We start from the raw sequence: 19,086 nt of genomic DNA, 5'->3' as shown, positions 1-19,086 counted from the left end.
TCCGTCACCCCCGTTCGTCACGCCGCTCGCGCGGCACCCCAGCAGACAGAGAACCCCATGCTCCGCGTCGCAGTGCCCAACAAGGGATCGCTCAGCGAGACCGCCTCCGCCATGCTCGCCGAGGCCGGCTACACCGGTCGCCGAGACCCCAAGACCCTCCACGTCGAGGACCCGCGCAACGGCGTCGAGTTCTTCTACCTCCGCCCGCGCGACATCGCGACCTACGTGGGGTCGGGCGCCCTCGACGTGGGCATCACGGGCCGCGACCTGCTGCTCGACTCGCACTCGCCGGCACACGAGGTCGCACCCCTCGACTTCGGCGGCTCGACCTTCCGTTTCGCGGGCCCTCCCGGCCGTTTCGCCGACCTCCGTCAGCTGCAGGGCACCCGGGTCGCCACGAGCTACGCCGGTCTCGTCGGCTCGTTCCTCGAGAGCCACGGCGTGACCGCGACCCTCGTGCCGCTCGACGGAGCGGTCGAGAGCGCCGTGCAGCTGGGCGTCGCCGACGCCGTGGCCGACGTCGTGTCGACCGGTGCGACCCTGCGTGCGGCCGGGCTCGAGATCTTCGGGCCGGTCATCCTCGAGTCGACGGCCGTCCTCATCTCGTCCGACGCCGAGGTGGACGGTCTGGCGGTCCTCCACCGTCGCCTGCAGGGCGTCCTCGTGGCCCGGCAGTACGTCCTCATGGACTACGACGTCCCGGTCGACAAGCTGGACGCCGCGACCGCCGTCGCCGGCGGCATGGAGTCGCCCACCGTCTCCCCGCTGCACGACCGCGACTGGGCAGCCGTCCGCGTGATGGTCCCACGGTCCGACACCAACCAGGTCATGGACGCCCTCTACGACCTCGGCGCCCGGGCGATCCTGGTCAGCCCGATCCACGCCGCGAGGCTGTAGCCGTGACCGCCGACGACGCGGTCGTCCCCGGCGCGGTCGCCGCCGACGCTTCCCTCGCCGTCCGGGTCATCCCGTGCCTCGACGTGGCCGCCGGTCGAGTGGTGAAGGGCGTCAACTTCCTCGACCTGCGCGACGCGGGCGACCCGGTCGAGCTGGCCCGCACGTACTACGAGCAGGGTGCCGACGAGATCACCTTCCTCGACGTCACCGCCACGGTCGACGAACGGTCGACCACCTACGACGTCGTCCGGGCCACGGCCGAGCAGGTCTTCATCCCGCTGACGGTCGGGGGCGGCGTGCGCACCACCGACGACGTCGCCCGGCTGCAGGCGGCGGGGGCCGACAAGATCGGCGTGAACAGCGCCGCCATCGCGCGGCCCGACCTGATCGGCGAGATCGCCGACCGGTTCGGAGCCCAGGCGGTCGTCCTCTCGCTCGACGTCAAGCGTTCGAGCGGCACCCCCTCCGGCTTCGTCGTCACGACCCACGGCGGTCGCACCGAGACGACCCTCGACGCGCTCGCCTGGGCGCGTGAGGCCATCGAACGCGGGGCGGGCGAGTTGCTCGTCAACTCGATCGACGCCGACGGCACCAAACAGGGCTTCGACCTCGAACTCGTCCGCGCCATGCGCGAGCTCAGCCGGGTGCCGGTCGTCGCGTCCGGAGGGGCGGGTCGGCTCGAGCACTTCGCCCCGGCCATCGAGGCGGGTGCCGACGCCGTGCTCGCGGCGTCGGTCTTCCACAACGGCGAACTCACCATCGGCCAGGTCAAGGACCAGCTGGCCCGGTCGGGGGCCGTCGTCCGCTGAGGCGGACCGTCACCGCACCGGGCCGCAGCCGACCAGCCGACATCGCATCGCATCGCATCGCATCGCATCGCATCGAGGAGCACACCATGACCGACCAGCTGACGCGTGAGACGGTCGAGCCCGTCGTCGCCCGTGCCCGGTTCGACGCGTCGGGCCTGCTGCCCGCCATCATCCAACAAGAGGGTACGAAAGACGTGCTCATGATGGGGTGGATGGACGCCGAGGCGCTCCGCCGCACCCTCACCGAGGGGCGCGTCACCTTCTGGTCCCGCTCTCGAGAGGAGTACTGGCGGAAGGGCGACACATCGGGCCACGCGCAGTTCGTCCGCGCCGCCGCCCTCGACTGCGACGACGACGTGCTGCTCGTCACGGTCGAACAGATCGGCGCCGCCTGCCACACGGGCTCGCACTCCTGTTTCGAGGTCGACCCGCTCGAGCCGGCCACCGCCTCCTCGTCCCTGCCGTCCGGCGACACCGACCCCACCGGAGGCCTCCGTGGCTGACGCCCCGATCCGCACCTCGACGACCCGGGCCCAGTTCGACGAGCGGCTGGCCGGGCATCGGGTCGTCCCGGTCGTCCGCGACCTGTTCGCCGACGGCGAGACGCCCGTGGGGGTGTACCGCAAGCTCGCCGACGGCAGGCCCGGCAGCTTCCTCCTCGAGTCGGCGGCCCAGGGAGGGATCTGGTCCCGGTGGTCCTTCGTCGGCGTCTCGTCGTTCGGCGTGCTCACGACCGACGACGGCGAGGCCCGCTGGATCGACTACGGCATCGACCGCGACCGGGCGCTGGGCGATGCCGTCGGCCGTCCCCTCGAGGTGCTCTCCGCCCTGCACCATCGGTGGGCGACCCCGCGCATCGACGGCATGCCGCCCCTCACCGGCGGCCTCGTCGGGTTCATCGGCTGGGAGGCCGTGCGCGAGCTCGAACACCTTCCCGACGCGCCGCCGGCCGAGTTCACGGTGCCCTCCCAGGCGCTCAGCTTCGTGTCCGAGCTCGTGGCCCTCGACCACCGCACGGGTGCCGTCCTGCTCGTCGCCACCGCGTTGAACGACGGAACCCACGAGCCCGACGTCCTGTGGGCCGACGCGCAGTCCCGACTCGACGACCTCCAATCCCGACTCGCGGCCCCGAGCGAGGCGTTCTTGTCCGACGTCGACCTGACGATCGAGGCCACGCCGACCCGGCGTTCGACCGACGACGAGTACGCGCAGGCGATCCGGCGGTCGAAGCAGTTCATCCATGACGGCGACGTCTTCCAGGTCGTCGTCTCCCAGCGCTTCGACCACGAGGTCACGGCCGAGCCGCTCGACGTCTACCGGGTGCTGCGGACGCTCAACCCGAGCCCGTACATGTACCTGGTGACCCTCGACGACGTGCAGGGTCGGCCGTACACCATCGTGGGCTCGTCGCCCGAGGCGCTGGTCAAGGTCGACGGGCGGCGGGCCTACACGCATCCCATCGCCGGATCGAAGCCGCGTGGAGCCTCGCCCGACGAGGACCAGCGCTTCGCCGACGAACTCGCCTCGGACGAGAAAGAACGCGCCGAGCACCTCATGCTCGTCGACCTCGCCCGCAACGACCTGCTCAAGGTGTGCACGCCGGGAACCGTCGAGGTCACCGAGTTCATGCAGGTCGAACGGTTCAGCCACATCATGCACCTCGTCTCGAGCGTCGAGGGCGACCTCGCTCCCGGCAAGGACGCCATCGACGCGTTCCGTGCCACCTTCCCGGCCGGCACGTTGTCGGGTGCTCCCAAGCCCCGGGCCCTCGAGATCATCGACGAACTCGAGCCCGCCCAGCGGGGGGTCTACGGAGGAGTGGTCGGCTACTTCGACTTCGCCGGCTCGGCCGACGTCGCGATCGCGATCCGCACCGTCCTGTTGCAGGACGGCGTGGCCCGCGTGCAGGCGGGTGCCGGTCTCGTCGCCGACAGCGACCCGGTCGCCGAGAACCAGGAGGCGCGCAACAAGGCCGCGGCCCCCTTGCGTGCCGTCGCGGTCGCGAACGCCATGGCACGGCTCCGCTGATGCCCGCTCGTCGCCTGAAGCTCACGACGATCCTCGGGGGCATCCTGCTCGCGGGACTCGCCCTGCTGTCCTGGACGCAGGACTGGTTCCACGTCGTCGTCGCCTCCCCCCAGGGCGGAGACCTCCCGCTCGACGTCGCCGGCGACGTCGCCGGTGCGCCGTTGTCCGCCCTGTCGCTGGCCAGCCTGGCGCTCTTCGGGGCGCTCACGATCGCCGGCCGCGTCTTCCGCGTCGTCCTGGGGGTTCTCCAGGTGGCACTGGGCGTCAGCGTGGTCGTCACGACGTCGACCGCCCTGGCCGACCCCGTGCGCGCCTCGGGGAGCGCCGTGACGACCGCCACGGGCGTCGACGGCACCGACTCGATCCGGGCCATCGTCTCCTCGGTCGAGCCCACGGCCTGGCCCTGGCTCGGGCTCGTGGCCGGCGTCCTCGCCGCGCTCCTCGGAGTCGCCACCGTGCTCCTCGCGGGCGCCTGGCCCCAGGCCACCCGCAAGTACTCCGCCACGCGACTGGTCGCCGCGGATCCCTCGGCCGATCCGGCGGCCGCCTGGGACGCGCTGTCGGGCGGCGACGATCCCACCGACGACCCGGCGCACCTCGACGGGGGCGGGTCGGGCCCCACCGAGCCGGGTCGTACCCGGTAGACTCAGCCCTCGTACCGACCTGATCCAAGGAGCACTGTGAGCACGAACACGACGAGCACCCCGTCCGGTGGCGACGCGCCCCTCGCGAACGCCCCCGCGAAGGTCGACTCCGGCTCGAAGGGCCGCGACACCGAGACGGCCGACGACCTCGGGCACGGCAACTCGCCCGCCGCCTGGACCGCCGTCGTCATCATGCTGGTCGGCTTCGCCATCGGCACGCTGGCCTTCTTCCTCGACGTCCCGTGGATCGTCTGGGCGTCGGCCGGCCTGGTCGTCGTCGGACTGATCGTCGGTCTCGTGCTCAAGAAGGCCGGTTACGGCGTCGGTGGTCACCGCTACGTGCCGAAGGCCCACAACTAGGTGCTCGACGACCTCTACGCGGGTGCCGTGGCCGACGCCGCAGCACGCCGCGAGTCCCTCCCGTTCGCCGCCGTCGAGGCAGCGGCGCTCTCTCGTGAGCCCGCACTCGACGCCCGCACCGCCCTCGCCCCCGGCGACCGTGTCAAGGTCATCGCCGAGGTGAAGCGCGCCAGCCCGTCACGGGGCCACCTCTCGACCATCGCCGACCCGGCGTCTCTGGCCCGCTCCTACGCGGCCGGGGGAGCGAGCGCGATCAGCGTCCTCACCGAGGGCCGGAAGTTCAAGGGCTCCCTCGCCGACCTCGAGGCCGTCCGCACCGCAGTCGACGTGCCCGTCCTCCGCAAGGACTTCATCGCCGACCCGTACCAGGTGTTCGAGGCCCGGGCGGCCGGTGCCGATCTCGTGCTGCTGATCGTCGCCGGGCTCGAACAGCCTCGCCTCCTCGAATTGCACGACCTCGTGAGGCAACTGGGCATGACCGCCCTCATCGAGGCGCACTCCGCCGACGAGGTGTCGCGCGGCCTCGACGCCGGTGCCACCGTCCTCGGCGTCAACGCCCGCGACCTCACGACCTTCGAACTCGACAGGGACCTCTTCGGTCGCCTGTCGCACTCGATCCCGACGGGCGTCACCCGCGTCGCCGAGTCGGCGGTCTCGTCGCCCGACGACGTCGCCCACTACCGTCGCTCCGGTGCCGACGTCGTGCTCGTGGGCGAAGCCCTCGTGACCCACGGCGACCCCGCCGACGCCATCACCCGCTTCCTGGAGGTCTGACCATGGCACTGCGCGACGAGACAGGTCCGTATTTCGGTTCGTTCGGGGGTCGCTTCGTCCCCGAGTCCCTGGTGGCCGCCCTCGACGAGCTCGACGCGGCCTACAAGGCCGCGGCCGTCGACCCCGAGTTCGCCGCCGAGCTGACGGCTCTCCACGCCACCTACACGGGCCGGCCGTCGATCATCACCGAGGTGCCGCGGTTCGCCCAGCACGCCGGTGGTGCCCGCATCATCCTCAAGCGTGAAGACCTCAACCACACGGGGTCCCACAAGATCAACAACGTGCTCGGACAGGCGTTGCTGGCCCGGAAGCTCGGCAAGACCCGTCTGATCGCCGAGACCGGAGCCGGTCAGCACGGCGTCGCGACGGCCACCGCCGCCGCCCTCTTCGGCATGGAGTGCGTCGTGTACATGGGGCAGGTCGACACCGAGCGCCAGGCGCTCAACGTCGCGCGGATGCGCCTGCTCGGAGCCGAGGTCGTCTCGGTCACGACGGGCTCCCGCACCCTCAAGGACGCCATCAACGACGCCATGCGCGACTGGGTCTCCAGCGTCGACACCACGCACTACGTGCTGGGCACGGTCGCCGGTCCGCACCCGTTCCCGGCCATGGTGCGCGACTTCCACAAGATCATCGGCGAAGAGGCCCGCCAGCAGGTCCTCGACCTGACCGGAGCACTGCCCGACGCCGTGACGGCCTGCGTCGGCGGCGGCTCAAACGCCATGGGCATCTTCCACGCGTTCCTCGACGACCCCTCGGTGCGGTTGTTCGGCTTCGAGGCCGGCGGGGACGGCGTCGAGACGGGCCGTCACGCGGCGTCGATCACCCTCGGCCGCATCGGCAACCTCCAGGGCACCAAGTCGTACCTCATGCAGGACGAAGACGGTCAGACGCTCGAGAGCCACTCCATCTCCGCGGGCCTCGACTACCCGAGCGTCGGCCCGGAGCACGCCTGGTTGTCCGAGTCGGGCCGGGCCGAGTACCAGCCGATCACCGACGACGAGGCGATGCAGGCCTTCCGACTGCTCTCGCAGACCGAGGGCATCATGCCCGCGATCGAGTCGGCACACGCCCTGGCGGGCACGATCAAGCTCGGTCTGGAGCACCCCGACTGGACGATCCTGGTCTCGCTCAGCGGCCGTGGCGACAAGGACGTCTCGACCGCGAGCCGGTACTTCGGCGTCCTCGACGAGAAGGCACAGCAGCTGTGACCGCCGCAGTCTCCGCCGGGACGAGCAAGGTCGGCGACGCGATCCGGGCCCGGCGAGACGCCGGGAGCGGTGCCGTCGTCGGATACCTGCCGGTCGGGTTCCCCGATCTCGACACCAGCATCGAGGCCGCGGTGGCGATGGCCGAGAACGGCATCGACGTCATCGAACTCGGCATCCCGTACTCCGACCCCGTGATGGACGGCCCGGTCATCCAGGCAGCCACACAGCGGTCCCTCGCCGAGGGGTTCCGCGTGCGCGACGTCTTCACGGCAATCCGTGAGATCACCTCCCGGGTCGACGCTCCCGTCATCCCGATGACCTATTGGAACCCGGTCGAGCAGTACGGCGTCCAGCGGTTCGCCGACGACCTCGCGGCCGCGGGCGGTGCCGGGCTCATCACCCCCGACCTCATCCCCGACGAGGCCGACGCGTGGATGTCCGCGGCCGAGGCCGCCGACCTCGACCGGGTGTTCCTGGCCGCTCCGTCGTCCAGCGACTCGCGCCTCCGGCAGGCCGTGGCCAGTAGTCGCGGCTTCGTCTACACCGTCTCGACGATGGGCATCACAGGAGCCCGAACCGACGTCGACGCGGCGGCGAGCACCCTCGTCGCCCGACTCCGCGAGGTGGGCGTCGAGAACGCCTGCGTCGGTCTCGGCATCTCGACGGCCCAGCAGGTCCGCGAGGTGCTCGACTACGCCGACGGTGCCATCATCGGTTCGGCCTTCGTCCGTGCCCTCGCCGACGGCGGGGTCGAACGCCTCGCCGAGGTCTCCGCCGACCTGTCGTCCGGCGCGGCCCCCTCCGCCTCCTGACCCCCTCGGGTCCGACGCCCTCGCGCTAGAGTCGTCACCCGTCGGGTGACCGACGCTCCGCACCCCCTCCGAAAGGCACCACGCCCGTGTTCGTTCCCCTGAGCATCCCGAGCCCGTCGGCCGCCTGGCAGTACTTCGACGTCACCGCCTGGTTGAACTCGACCTTCGGGGCGTCGTTGCCCGGCTCGCTGCGGATCCACGCCTACGCGATCTGCATCCTCGTCGGCATCGTCGCAGCGGTGGTCATCACGAACCACCGTCTGAACCGGCAGGGGGCGGAGAAGGGCATCGTCATCGACGTGGCCATCTGGGCCGTGGTGTTCGGCATCGCGGGGGGACGCCTGTTCCACGTCATCACCCACCCGGCGGACTACTTCTCCTCGCCCGACCAGTACATCCACGTCCTCTTCGTGTGGGAGGGCGGCCTCGCCATCTACGGCGCCCTGCTGTTGGGTGCCGTCGGCGTCTGGCTCGGTTGCCGCTTCACCGGTCTCCGGTTCACGGTCTTCGCCGACGCCCTCGCCCCCGGTCTGCTCGTCGCGCAGGCCTTCGGACGTCTCGGCAACTGGTTCAACCACGAGCTCTTCGGCATGCCGACCGACCTGCCCTGGGGCCTCGAGATCGAGTCCACGAACGCCGCCTACCCCACCGGCCTGCCCGAGGGCACGCTCTTCCACCCCACCTTCCTCTACGAGATCGTCTGGATGCTCGCCGGCGTCGCGATCCTCGTGCTCCTCGAGAAGAAGGCCCCCATGCAGTGGGGTCGGTCGTTGGCCTTCTACCTGGTCTGGTACGGCATCGGACGGGCCTGGTTCGAGTCGATCCGCACCGATCCCAGCCTGCTCTTCTTCGGCATCCGCACCAACGTCTGGATGAGCTTCTTCGCCATCGTCCTCGGGATCGTCCTCTTCGTCCTCGCCTCCCGCCGCCACACCGGCACGGTCCCCGGCCCCTACGTGCCCGGCCGTGCGCCGAGCGAGCGGGCGGCTGCTGTAGACTCCGACGGCACGTACACGGAGAACGACGAACCCGAGTTGGTCACCGTCGGCGCATCGGACGACAACACCGATCGCTCACCGCGTCCCTAGGTCGTCCACTCCACGACGACCGCGGGCCCGGCGCCCCACCGTCGTGGCGCCCGATCCTCTCCACCTCATCCCGGTGCGAACGATCCGCCCGCGACACGGTCCCGTGCACGCACCCGCGCCTCGTAAGATCGAGCGCAGTCGGCCCCTCCCGCCGGCGTGCACGCCCACGGTCGCCACGAGCCGACCTCTCCCGCCGAGTCGGGGCCGACCACAGAAGCCGGCCCCGTCAGGCACCTCGGGCCGACGTCGTCCCGCCCCCTGTCGGATCTCTTCGTGAGGACGGATTCCATGGCTCTCACGCCAGCACACCAGCAGTTCAGCACGGTCCCCGAGGCCAGCGGCCTCTACGACCCGCGCAACGAGAAGGACGCGTGTGGCCTCGCCATGGTGGCGACCCTCCGTGGAACCCCCGGTCACGACATCGTCGACACCGCCCTGCGGGCCCTCCGGAACCTCGAGCACCGAGGTGCCGTGGGTTCCGACGCCGGCACCGGGGACGGTGCGGGCATCCTCTGCCAGGTGCCCGACGAGTTCCTGCGCAACGAGGTCGACTTCGACCTGCCGCCGGCCGGTCAGTACGCGGTGGGCATCGCCTACCTGCCCCTCGACGAGCAGGAGCGCTCCGAGCTGAAGACGGGCATCGAGCGCATCGCCGACCTCGAGCACCTCGACGTCCTCGGCTGGCGCGAGGTCCCCGTGCGCCCCGAAGAACTCGGCACGTTGGCGCGCAACGCGATGCCCGCCTTCGAGCAGCTCTTCGTCGCCAGCAGGCACCACGACGCCGACGGCGTCCCGCTCGCCGGTGTCGCGCTCGACCGCCAGGCGTTCCGGCTGCGCAAGCGTGCCGAGCGCAAGCTCTCGGCCTACTTCACCTCTCTGGGCAGCCGGACCATGGTCTACAAAGGCATGGTCACCACACTTCAGCTCGAGCCGTTCTACCCCGACCTGAGCGACGAGCGCTTCGCCTCGAAACTCGCGATCGTGCACTCGCGCTACTCCACGAACACGTTCCCGTCGTGGCCGCTGGCACAGCCGTTCCGCATGATCGCCCACAACGGCGAGATCAACACCGTCCGGGGCAACCGCAACTGGATGCGCGCCCGGCAGTCCCAGCTCGAGAACGAGCTCATCGGCGACCTGAAGCCCATCCTCCCCATCGTCAGCCCCGGGGCGAGCGACTCGGCGTCGTTCGACGAGGTCGTCGAGTTGCTCAGCCTGACCGGCCGGTCCCTGCCGCACGCGGTCATGATGATGGTCCCCGAGGCGTGGGAGAACCAGGTCGACATCGACCCCACCCTGCGCGACTTCTACGAGTACCACTCGATGCTCATGGAGGCGTGGGACGGCCCCGCGGCCATCACGTTCACCGACGGCACGCACGTCGGCGCCACCCTCGACCGCAACGGCCTGCGACCGGGCCGCTACCTCGTCACCGACGACGGCCTCGTGGTCCTCGCGAGCGAGATCGGCGTCATCGACGTCGACCCCGCCAAGGTGGTCCGCAAGGGACGGCTCCGCCCCGGCAAGATGTTCCTGGTCGACACCGAGGCCGGCCGCATCATCGAGGACGACGAGATCAAACGCGACCTCGCCACGGCCGCGCCCTACGGCGAGTGGCTCGCCGAGGGGCGCATCCACCTCTCGGAGCTGCCCGAGCGCGAGCACATCGTGCACACCCCGGCGTCGGTCACCCGCCGTCAGCGCACCTTCGGGTACACCGAAGAAGAGGTCCGCATCCTGTTGACGCCGATGGCGAAGACCGGCGCTGAGCCCCTGGGCGCCATGGGAAGCGACACGCCGATCGCCGTCCTGTCCGAGCGCCCGCGCCTCCTGTTCGACTACTTCACGCAGCAGTTCGCCCAGGTGACGAACCCGCCACTCGACTCCATCCGCGAGTCGGTGGTCACGTCGCTCAAGCTGGGTCTCGGTCCCGAGCGCAACCTGCTCGCCGCGACCCCCGAGCACGCCCGCCAGGTGATCCTGGACTTCCCGGTCATCGACAACGACGAGCTCGCCAAGATCCAGCACATCGACCCGAGCCCCGGGTCCCGCAAGACGTCGACCATCCGCGGGTTGTACCGCGCCGACAAGGGCCCGCGGGCACTCGAGAAGCGCATCGCCGCCATGTGCAACGAGGTGGACGACGCGATCGAGGCCGGTGCCGAGTTCATCGTCCTCTCCGACCGCGACTCGAACGCCGACTTCGCCCCGGTGCCGTCGCTGCTCATGATCGCTGCGGTGCACCACCACCTGATCCGCACCGAGAACCGCATGAAGGTCGGCCTGATCGTCGAGGCCGGTGACGTGCGCGAGGTGCACCACGTGGCCACGCTGATCGGCTACGGCGCCTCCGCGGTCAACCCGTACCTCGCGATGGAGACCTGCGAGAACCTCGTGAGGGCCGGGATGATCACCGGGCTGAGCCCCGAGGACGCCGTGCACAACCTGATCAAGGCTCTCGGCAAGGGCGTTCTCAAGATCATGTCGAAGATGGGCATCTCGACGGTGTCGAGCTACGCCGCGGCGCAGGCGTTCGAGGCCGTGGGCCTCAGCCAGGAGTTCGTCGACACGTACTTCACCGGTACCTCGTCGATGCTCGGAGGCGTGGGGATCGACGTCATCGCGGCCGAGAACAAGCAGCGACACACGAGCGCCTACCCCAGCGACGGCTCCGTCATCGCGCACGAGCGGCTGGCCACCGGCGGCGAGTACCAGTGGCGCCGCGAGGGTCCCCGGCACCTCTTCAACCCCGACACCGTGTTCCGGCTGCAGCACGCCACGCGCACCCGCCGCTACGACATCTTCCGCGAGTACACCAAACTCGTCGACGACCAGGCCGAGCAGCTGATGACGCTGCGCGGGCTGTTCCGGCTCAAGCACGGCGTCCGCCCGGCCGTCCCGCTCGACGAGGTCGAGCCCATCGAGTCGATCGTGAAGCGGTTCTCGACGGGGGCGATGAGCTACGGCTCGATCTCGCAGGAGGCGCACGAGACCCTCGCCATCGCGATGAACCGCCTCGGCGGCAAATCCAACACCGGCGAGGGCGGAGAGGACGTCGACCGCCTCCTCGACCCCGAGCGCCGCAGCGCCGTGAAACAGGTGGCCTCCGGGCGCTTCGGGGTTACCAGCATGTACCTGACGCACGCCACCGACATCCAGCTCAAGATGGCCCAGGGCGCCAAGCCGGGCGAGGGCGGTCAGCTCCCGCCGACGAAGGTCTACCCCTGGGTGGCACGAACGCGTCACGCGACGGCCGGCGTCGGTCTCATCTCGCCGCCGCCGCACCACGACATCTACTCGATCGAGGACCTCAAGCAGCTGATCTTCGACGTCAAGCGCGCCAACCCCAAGGCCCGCGTCCACGTCAAGCTCGTGAGCCAGTCCGGCATCGGCGCGGTCGCGGCAGGGGTCACGAAGGCCCTGGCCGACGTCGTGCTCGTGTCCGGCCACGACGGGGGCACCGGTGCGAGCCCACTGAACTCGCTCAAGCACGCGGGCACGCCCTGGGAGATCGGCCTCGCCGAGACCCAGCAGACCCTCATGCTGAACGGGATGCGCGAGCGTGTCGTCGTCCAGGTCGACGGTCAGATGAAGACCGGCCGCGACGTCCTCATCGCCGCCCTGCTCGGGGGCGAGGAGTTCGGCTTCGCCACGGCGCCGTTGATCGTCGAGGGCTGCATCATGATGAGGGTCTGCCACCTCGACACCTGCCCGGTCGGTGTGGCGACCCAGAATCCCGAGCTCCGTGCCCGCTTCTCCGGCAAGCCGGAGTTCGTCGTCAACTTCTTCGAGTTCCTGGCGCAGGAGGTGCGCGAGTACCTCGCCGCGCTGGGCTTCCGCAGTCTCGACGAGGCCATCGGCCGGACGGACGTCCTCGACGTCGACCGCGCCGTCGACCACTGGAAGGCCTCGGGTCTCGACCTCGCCCCGGTGCTGGTCGGTCCGACGTTCTCCGACGACGAGCCCCGACGCAACCGCACCTCGCAGGACCACGGTCTCGACGAGCACTTCGACGTGCAGCTGATCGAGCGCAGTGCCGACGTGCTGGAGAACGGTGGGCACGTCGAGATCACCCTCCCGATCCGCAACACCGAGCGGGCGGTCGGCACCATGCTCGGGCACGAGGTCACCCTGCGACACGGTGAGCACGGCCTGCCCGACGGCAGCATCGAGATCAACCTCAGTGGTTCGGCCGGTCAGTCGCTCGGTGCGTTCCTGCCCGCCGGCATCACCCTGCGCCTCGAGGGCGACAGCAACGACTACGTGGGCAAGGGCCTCTCCGGCGGCAACGTCGTGGTGCGTCCGCCCCGCGGCAGCGCCTTCGCCGCCGAGGAGAACGTCGTCGCCGGCAACGTCATCGGCTACGGCGCGACCCAGGGCAGCATGTTCCTGCGGGGCATCGTGGGGGAGCGCTTCCTGGTCCGCAACTCGGGGGCCAGCGCGGTCGCGGAGGGCGTGGGCGACCACGCGCTCGAGTACATGACGGGCGGTCTCGCCGTCATCCTCGGCGACACGGGCCGCAACCTCGGAGCAGGCATGTCCGGAGGGACGGCCTACGTGCACCGGCTCAAGCCCGAACGGGTCAACGCCGAGGCGCTTGCTTCGGGTGAACTCGAACTCCACCCCCTCGGCAGCGCCGACGTCGAGATCCTGACCGACCTGTTGCGCCGGCACCTCGCCGAGACCGGGTCACCCGTGGCGGAGCACATGCTCGACGACCTCGACGCCACGGTGGCCGAGTTCGTGAAGGTGCTGCCCCGCGACTACGCCGCCGTCCTCGCCACCCGGCAGACGGCCGTCGACGAGGGTCTCGACCCCGATGGCGACGAAGCATGGAAGAGAATCCTGGAGGTGACCGGTGGCTGACCCCAAAGGCTTCCTGAAGACGCAGACCCGCGAGCTGCCCAAGCGCCGACCCGTGTCGGTCCGGCTCATGGACTGGAAAGAGGTCTACGAGCAGCAGGAGAGCGGCGAGCTCCGACGTCAGGCGGGCCGTTGCATGGACTGCGGCGTCCCGTTCTGCCACCAGGGCTGCCCGCTCGGCAACCTGATCCCCGAGTGGAACGACCTCATGTGGCGTGGAGAGGGCCGTCAGGCCGTCGAGCGCCTGCACGCGACCAACAACTTCCCGGAGTTCACCGGTCGTCTCTGCCCCGCGCCGTGCGAGTCCTCCTGCGTCCTGGGCATCAACCAGCCCCCGGTGACGATCAAGCAGGTCGAGGTCTCGATCATCGACCAGGCGTTCGCCGCCGGATGGGTCACCCCGCACCCGCCCGAGCGCCTGACGGGCAAGACGGTCGCCGTCGTCGGTTCCGGCCCCGCCGGGCTGGCCGCCGCCCAGCAGCTCACGCGTGCCGGCCACACGGTCGCCGTCTACGAGCGCGAGGACCGCATCGGTGGCCTGCTGCGTTACGGCATCCCCGACTTCAAGATGGAGAAGAAGCAGATCGAGCAGCGCATCGCCCAGATGCAGGCCGAGGGCACGCGTTTCCGCGCCCGGGTCGAGATCGGTCGGGACATCTCGTGGGACGACCTCCGGGCCCGCTACGACGCCGTGGTCGTCGCGACGGGCGCGACGGTTCCCCGTGATCTGCCGATCCCGGGACGCGACCTGTCCGGCATCCACTTCGCCATGGACTACCTCGTGCAGCAGAACAGGGCCGGAGCGGGCGACACGGTGGCCGACCAGATCACGGCCGAGGGCAAGCACGTCGTCGTGCTGGGCGGCGGCGACACCGGTGCGGACTGCATCGGTACCGCCCACCGGCAGGGTGCCCTCTCGGTGACCAACCTCGCGATCGGCCAGCAGCCCCCGGAAGAACGCCCCGAGGCACAGCCGTGGCCGATGTTCCCCACGCTGTTCGAGGTGTCGAGTGCCCACGAAGAAGGCGGCGAGCGGGTCTACCTCGCGTCGACGGTCGAGTTCCTGACGAACGAGGTCGGCGAGGTGCGGGCCATCCGCGTCGCCGAGACCGAGTACGTCGACGGTCGACGGGTCCCCAAGGCGGGCACCGAGCGCGAGGTCCCCGCCGACCTCGTCCTGCTCGCGCTCGGCTTCACCGGACCCGAGCGCGACACCATCGAGGAGCAGCTGCGGCTCACCTTCGACGGTGGCGGCTCCCTCGAGCGCGGTGCCACCTACGAGACGGGCGAACCAGGCGTCTTCGTGACCGGTGACGCCGGGCGCGGGCAGTCGCTCATCGTCTGGGCGATCGCCGAGGGCCGCGCCACGGCCTCCGCCGTAGACGCCTACCTCGAGGGCCAGACCGTGCTGCCCTTCCCGGTGAAGCCCACCGATCGGTCCATCTCGGTCTGATCCGGCCATCCGACGGGAATAGGGTGGGAGTCGGGCTGTAGTCGTCCCACCCCCTTTCCCCCCACACGAACGGAACACATGAGACGCGCAAAGATCGTCGCCACCCTCGGGCCGGCGACGTCGAGCTACGACGACATCCGGGCGATCATCGACGCCGGCGTCGACGTCGCCCGCATGAACCTCAGCCACGGCAGCTACGACGTCCACGAAGGCGTCTACGCGAACGTCCGCCAGGCGTCGGCCGACTCGGGCCGCGCCGTCGCGGTCCTCGTCGACCTGCAGGGCCCCAAGATCCGCCTCGGCAAGTTCGCCGACGGTCCGCACGACCTCGAGGTCGGCGACGTGTTCAAGATCACCACGGACGACATCCTGGGTTCCAAGGAGATCTGCGGCACGACGTTCAAGGGCCTCCCCGACGACGTCACGGCGGGAGACCCGCTCCTGATCGACGACGGCCGCGTCAAGCTCCGCGTCCTCGAGACCGACGGCACCGTCGTCACGACCGAGGTCGTCGTCGCCGGCACGGTGTCGAACAACAAGGGCATCAACCTCCCCGGCGTGGCGGTCAACGTGCCCGCCCTCTCCGACAAGGACGAGGCCGACCTCCGCTGGGGTCTCCGACTCGGCGCCGACCTGATCGCCCTGTCGTTCGTGCGCGACGCGGACGACGTCGTGCGCGTGCACGAGATCATGGCCGAAGAGGGCCGCAAGGTCCCCGTCTACGCGAAGATCGAGAAGCCCCAGGCCGTCGACAACCTCGAGGCCATCATCGACGCGTTCGACGGCATCATGGTCGCCCGTGGCGACCTGGGCGTCGAGTTGCCCCTCGAGGCCGTGCCCATCGTGCAGAAGCACGCGGTCGAGCTCTCGCGTCGCATGGCGAAGCCGGTCATCGTCGCCACCCAGATGCTCGAGTCCATGATCTCGAGCCCGATCCCGACCCGCGCCGAGACCTCGGACGTCGCCAACGCCGTCCTCGACGGCACCGACGCGGTCATGCTCTCGGGCGAGACGAGCGTCGGCGAGTACCCGGTCATCACGGTGCAGACCATGGCGCGCATCGTGGCCTCCACCGAAGAGCACGGGCTCGAGCGCATCCCTCCGCTCGGCACGCGTCCGCGCACGCAGGGCGGCGCCATCACCCTGGCAGCGGCCGACGTCGCCGACTTCGTCCAGGCGAAGTTCCTCTGCGTCTTCACCGAATCGGGTGACTCGGTGCGTCGCATGTCGCGCCTGCGTCACTCGATCCCCATCCTGGCCTTCACGCCCAACGAGGCGATCCGTCGCCGCATGGCGATCAGCTGGGGCGTCCAGTCCTACCTGGTCGAGACCGTCACGCACACCGACGCCATGTTCGCGCAGGTGGACGACATCCTGCTCGGCAACGACCTCGCCGAGTCGGGCGACAAGGTCATCGTGATCGCCGGGTCCCCTCCCGGGATCGCGGGCTCGACGAACGATCTCCGGGTGCACCGCGTGGGTGACGCCCACGGGGAGGCCGCTCCGGCCTACGCTTCGCAGCCCTGACGCACCGCGACACCCCTGGCGAAGCCGGGTCGATCCCCTCGGATCGTCCCGGCTTCGTCGTGTCGGCGGGGCGTACGCTCACGGCATGTCCGTGGACGCCCGTCATCCCTCGTGCTTCGAGTTCGAGGCCCGCTTGTACGTGGTGCCGTCCTGGAGCGGTCACGGTGTGGTCGAGACTCGTCGCAGCCTCGGCCCCGAGATCCGAGAGACCAGCCGAGGAGGCGCGGGGGTGGGCCGGTGGGCAGCTCTCGGTGCCCTCGTGGGCGGCTCGTTCCTCGGGGGAGTGGCGGCGACGGTGTGGCGGGTCGACGGCCTCTGGGCCCTCTCGCTGATCTTCGTCCTCGGCGCTGCGGTCGGGGCCGTGCTGGCGATCGGCACCCGGACGATCTTCCAGGAGGGGCCGGGTGACCAAGCTCGTGGGACCGCGGCGCCGAGTCCACCGGAAGGACCTCTGCCTGCCGTCGAGGTGCCGTGGGACGTCGCCCGGGCGGCGCCCGAGGACTCCACCGGGGACGAACTGGTCCTCTGGGCGACCTTGACCAGCCGATACCGCGAGGCGCGGGAAGCCCTCGTCGCCGGTGGCGGCGAGGACGACCGGTTCACCGACCCGAGGGAGGCCGGAGCACGGATCGCCGAATGGGAGAGCGCCTACCGGACCGCGAGCCGGGATTACGAGCCGGTGGCGCGCCTCCTCGGCTTTCCCCTGCCGTGAGATGGCCGACCCTCCCACCCGAGACGGGAACGGAGAAAGCCCCGACCCGCCGGAGCGGATCGGGGCTTTCGTTTCAGTGGCGGGCGAGCCCGCCGACTGACGGCGTCACGAGGACGCCACCGAGTCAGATGACGCGGATGTTCTCGGCCTGGAGGCCCTTGTTGCCCTGAGCCGTGTCGAACTCGACCTTCTGGTTCTCTTCCAGGTTGCGGTAGCCGTCGCCGGCGATCGCGGAGAAGTGCGCGAAGACGTCAGTGGTTCCGTCGTCGGGGGTGATGAAGCCGAAGCCCTTTTCGGAGTTGAACCACTTAACGGTGCCTGTTGCCATTTTTCTTGTTCCTTCAATCAGAGTTGTCGATCTCGATTTCGAGATCGCTCGTCGCGGTGCCTTTTTGTCCGCTCCCTCTGAGAACGACGCCACCGTCGGAACCCCTCTCGGTGAGAGGAGGCCTTCGGCACGTCGCGAGATACAAATGCGTAACACAACAACCAGTTCCATCAGCGTAGTGCACGGATGCCCACGAACACACCCTCTGAGCAGAACTCGTGTCGGTGTGTCGGCCCGATGACCGGACGAGGCAAGGAGAGCCACATCTCGTCGGTCGGCTTCGCGCCGGGGCTGGTGCCGGATGTGGGACTCGAACCCACACGCCCTCACGGACAGAGCATTTTGAGTGCTCCGCGTCTGCCATTCCGCCAATCCGGCGCACAACAACCAGGTCGACAATACCGTAGGCTTCACGTCGTGAGTGACCAGGAAGCAACCCCAGCAGCACCCCGTCGCGTCGTCGTGGCCGAAGATGAGTCCCTCATCCGCCTCGACATCGTCGAGATCCTCCGCGACAACGGTTTCGAGGTGGTGGGAGAGGCCGGGGACGGCGAGACCGCCGTCGCCCTCGCCACCGAGTTGCGCCCCGACCTCGTCATCATGGACGTCAAGATGCCCCAACTGGACGGCATCTCCGCCGCCGAGCGGCTCTCGAAGGCGCACATCGCGCCGGTCGTCCTCCTGACCGCGTTCAGCCAGAAAGAGCTTGTCGAGCGGGCGAGCGAGGCAGGCGCCCTCGCCTACGTCGTGAAACCCTTCACCCCCAACGACCTGCTGCCCGCGATCGAGATCGCCCTCTCGCGGTACGCACAGATCATCACCCTCGAGGCCGAGGTCGCCGACCTGGTCGAGCGCTTCGAGACCCGCAAGCTCGTCGACCGGGCGAAGGGGCTCCTCAACGAGAAGATGGGGCTCACCGAACCCGAGGCCTTCCGCTGGATCCAGAAGGCGTCCATGGACCGCCGCCTGACGATGCACGACGTGGCCCAGGCGATCATCGAACAGTTGAGCGCCAAGAAGTAGTCGTCCGCGACGAGAAAGGGCCCACCCCGACGATCGGGGTGGGCCTTTTCTCGTCGGCCTACCGGTCGCGGGCGTCCGTGAGGAAGTTCGTGATGCGGACCGTCGACAACAGACGACCGCGATCGTCGGTCATGACGACCTGATGCGTCGTGAGGGTGGAACCGAGATGAAGGGCCGTGCAGGTGCCCGTCACCCATCCGGTCGCCGCCGACCGGCTGTGGCTCGCGTTCAATTCGATGCCCATCGCGACGCGTCCGGCTCCCGCGTGCACGTTGGCCGCCACCGACCCGAGGGTCTCGGCCAGGACGACGTGTGCGCCGCCGTGCAGGATGCCGACGGGCTGGGTGTTTCCGTCGACGGGCATCCGACCCACGGCACGCTCGGCGCTCATCTCGTCGATCACGATGCCCATCTTCTCGGCCAGGGCACCGACACCCCGTCGGCGGAACAACTCGGCGGCGGCGTCGCTCAGGGACGCGTCCGACGAGACGGTCCTCTCGGCGTCGTTCGGGACGGCGGACGGAGTGCTCATGGTTCTCCGGTGGATCGGACCGGGG

16 protein-coding genes, 1 tRNA gene and 1 pseudogene are annotated in these 19,086 nt (G+C 69.9%); 15 read left to right on the top strand and 3 right to left on the bottom strand.

Going from position 1 to position 19,086, the window contains the following annotated elements; translation table 11 throughout:
- Positions 1–57: 57 nt before the first annotated feature.
- From hisG to ACVJ1F_RS01010, 14 genes and pseudogenes are all read left to right on the top strand, one after another.
- Complete coding sequence (gene hisG, locus ACVJ1F_RS01075) at positions 58–897, top strand: ATP phosphoribosyltransferase (protein WP_123570089.1); 840 nt, start codon at positions 58–60, stop codon at positions 895–897.
- A 2-nt stretch (positions 898–899) separates the two neighbouring features.
- Positions 900–1,706 (top strand): imidazole glycerol phosphate synthase subunit HisF, encoded by an 807-nt coding sequence (gene hisF, locus ACVJ1F_RS01070; protein WP_456884200.1) that lies wholly within the window; start codon positions 900–902, stop codon positions 1,704–1,706.
- Positions 1,707–1,792: 86 nt separating this feature from the next.
- The gene (gene hisI / locus ACVJ1F_RS01065) at positions 1,793–2,209 is read left to right on the top strand and encodes a phosphoribosyl-AMP cyclohydrolase (protein WP_123570087.1); all 417 of its coding nucleotides are present in this window, start codon (positions 1,793–1,795) and stop codon (positions 2,207–2,209) included.
- Complete coding sequence (locus tag ACVJ1F_RS01060; RefSeq protein ID WP_456884198.1) at positions 2,202–3,734, top strand: anthranilate synthase component I; 1,533 nt, start codon at positions 2,202–2,204, stop codon at positions 3,732–3,734. Before hisI ends, ACVJ1F_RS01060 begins: the two co-directional genes overlap by 8 nt.
- Entirely contained in the window at positions 3,734–4,378 is a 645-nt protein-coding gene (locus ACVJ1F_RS01055) for a Trp biosynthesis-associated membrane protein (RefSeq protein ID WP_267658060.1), read from the top strand. The genes ACVJ1F_RS01060 and ACVJ1F_RS01055 overlap by 1 nt, the downstream gene beginning before the upstream one ends.
- Before the next feature lie 144 nt (positions 4,379–4,522).
- A pseudogene (locus ACVJ1F_RS01050) lies at positions 4,523–4,738 on the top strand (DUF6704 family protein); the annotation flags it as partial.
- The gene (gene trpC, locus ACVJ1F_RS01045; RefSeq protein ID WP_123570085.1) at positions 4,739–5,512 is read left to right on the top strand and encodes an indole-3-glycerol phosphate synthase TrpC; all 774 of its coding nucleotides are present in this window, start codon (positions 4,739–4,741) and stop codon (positions 5,510–5,512) included.
- 2 nt (positions 5,513–5,514) lie between these two features.
- The gene (gene trpB, locus ACVJ1F_RS01040) at positions 5,515–6,723 is read left to right on the top strand and encodes a tryptophan synthase subunit beta (protein WP_056045283.1); all 1,209 of its coding nucleotides are present in this window, start codon (positions 5,515–5,517) and stop codon (positions 6,721–6,723) included.
- On the top strand, positions 6,720–7,535 hold the full coding sequence (trpA, locus tag ACVJ1F_RS01035) for a tryptophan synthase subunit alpha (RefSeq protein ID WP_456884195.1): 816 nt from the start codon (positions 6,720–6,722) through the stop codon (positions 7,533–7,535). The genes trpB and trpA overlap by 4 nt, the downstream gene beginning before the upstream one ends.
- An 86-nt stretch (positions 7,536–7,621) precedes the next feature.
- Positions 7,622–8,623: a prolipoprotein diacylglyceryl transferase gene (gene lgt / locus ACVJ1F_RS01030; protein ID WP_233568323.1), complete on the top strand. Its 1,002-nt coding sequence runs from the start codon at positions 7,622–7,624 to the stop codon at positions 8,621–8,623.
- A gap of 288 nt (positions 8,624–8,911) precedes the next feature.
- Positions 8,912–13,489: a glutamate synthase large subunit gene (gene gltB, locus ACVJ1F_RS01025; RefSeq protein WP_456884194.1), complete on the top strand. Its 4,578-nt coding sequence runs from the start codon at positions 8,912–8,914 to the stop codon at positions 13,487–13,489.
- On the top strand, positions 13,482–14,939 hold the full coding sequence (locus ACVJ1F_RS01020) for a glutamate synthase subunit beta (RefSeq protein ID WP_456884193.1): 1,458 nt from the start codon (positions 13,482–13,484) through the stop codon (positions 14,937–14,939). Before gltB ends, ACVJ1F_RS01020 begins: the two co-directional genes overlap by 8 nt.
- 78 nt (positions 14,940–15,017) lie before the next feature.
- On the top strand, positions 15,018–16,466 hold the full coding sequence (pyk, locus tag ACVJ1F_RS01015) for a pyruvate kinase (RefSeq protein WP_056045267.1): 1,449 nt from the start codon (positions 15,018–15,020) through the stop codon (positions 16,464–16,466).
- Positions 16,467–16,551: 85 nt separating this feature from the next.
- Positions 16,552–17,178, top strand: a complete 627-nt coding sequence (locus ACVJ1F_RS01010; RefSeq protein WP_456884191.1) for a hypothetical protein — start codon at positions 16,552–16,554, stop codon at positions 17,176–17,178.
- 124 nt (positions 17,179–17,302) lie between these two features.
- Here ACVJ1F_RS01010 and ACVJ1F_RS01005 read toward each other — a convergent pair whose 3' ends face one another.
- Together ACVJ1F_RS01005 and ACVJ1F_RS01000 are read right to left on the bottom strand one after the other, a co-directional pair.
- Positions 17,303–17,506, bottom strand: coding sequence for a cold-shock protein (locus ACVJ1F_RS01005; protein ID WP_043592793.1), 204 nt, complete (start codon positions 17,504–17,506; stop codon positions 17,303–17,305).
- 292 nt (positions 17,507–17,798) lie between these two features.
- Positions 17,799–17,884 (bottom strand) — tRNA-Leu (locus tag ACVJ1F_RS01000).
- Between the two features lie 39 nt (positions 17,885–17,923).
- On the opposite strand from ACVJ1F_RS01000, the gene ACVJ1F_RS00995 reads away from it, so the two are divergent.
- Positions 17,924–18,529, top strand: coding sequence for an ANTAR domain-containing response regulator (locus ACVJ1F_RS00995; protein WP_043592796.1), 606 nt, complete (start codon positions 17,924–17,926; stop codon positions 18,527–18,529).
- 58 nt (positions 18,530–18,587) lie between these two features.
- Here ACVJ1F_RS00995 and ACVJ1F_RS00990 read toward each other — a convergent pair whose 3' ends face one another.
- Positions 18,588–18,941 (bottom strand): PaaI family thioesterase, encoded by a 354-nt coding sequence (locus tag ACVJ1F_RS00990; RefSeq protein ID WP_249408402.1) that lies wholly within the window; start codon positions 18,939–18,941, stop codon positions 18,588–18,590.
- Positions 18,942–19,086: the final 145 nt, after the last annotated feature.

It is taken from the genome of Frigoribacterium sp. 2355 (assembly GCF_054060695.1).
The sequence above is the reverse complement of the archived record's forward strand: the minus strand, read 5'-3'. Positions and strand labels throughout refer to the sequence as shown.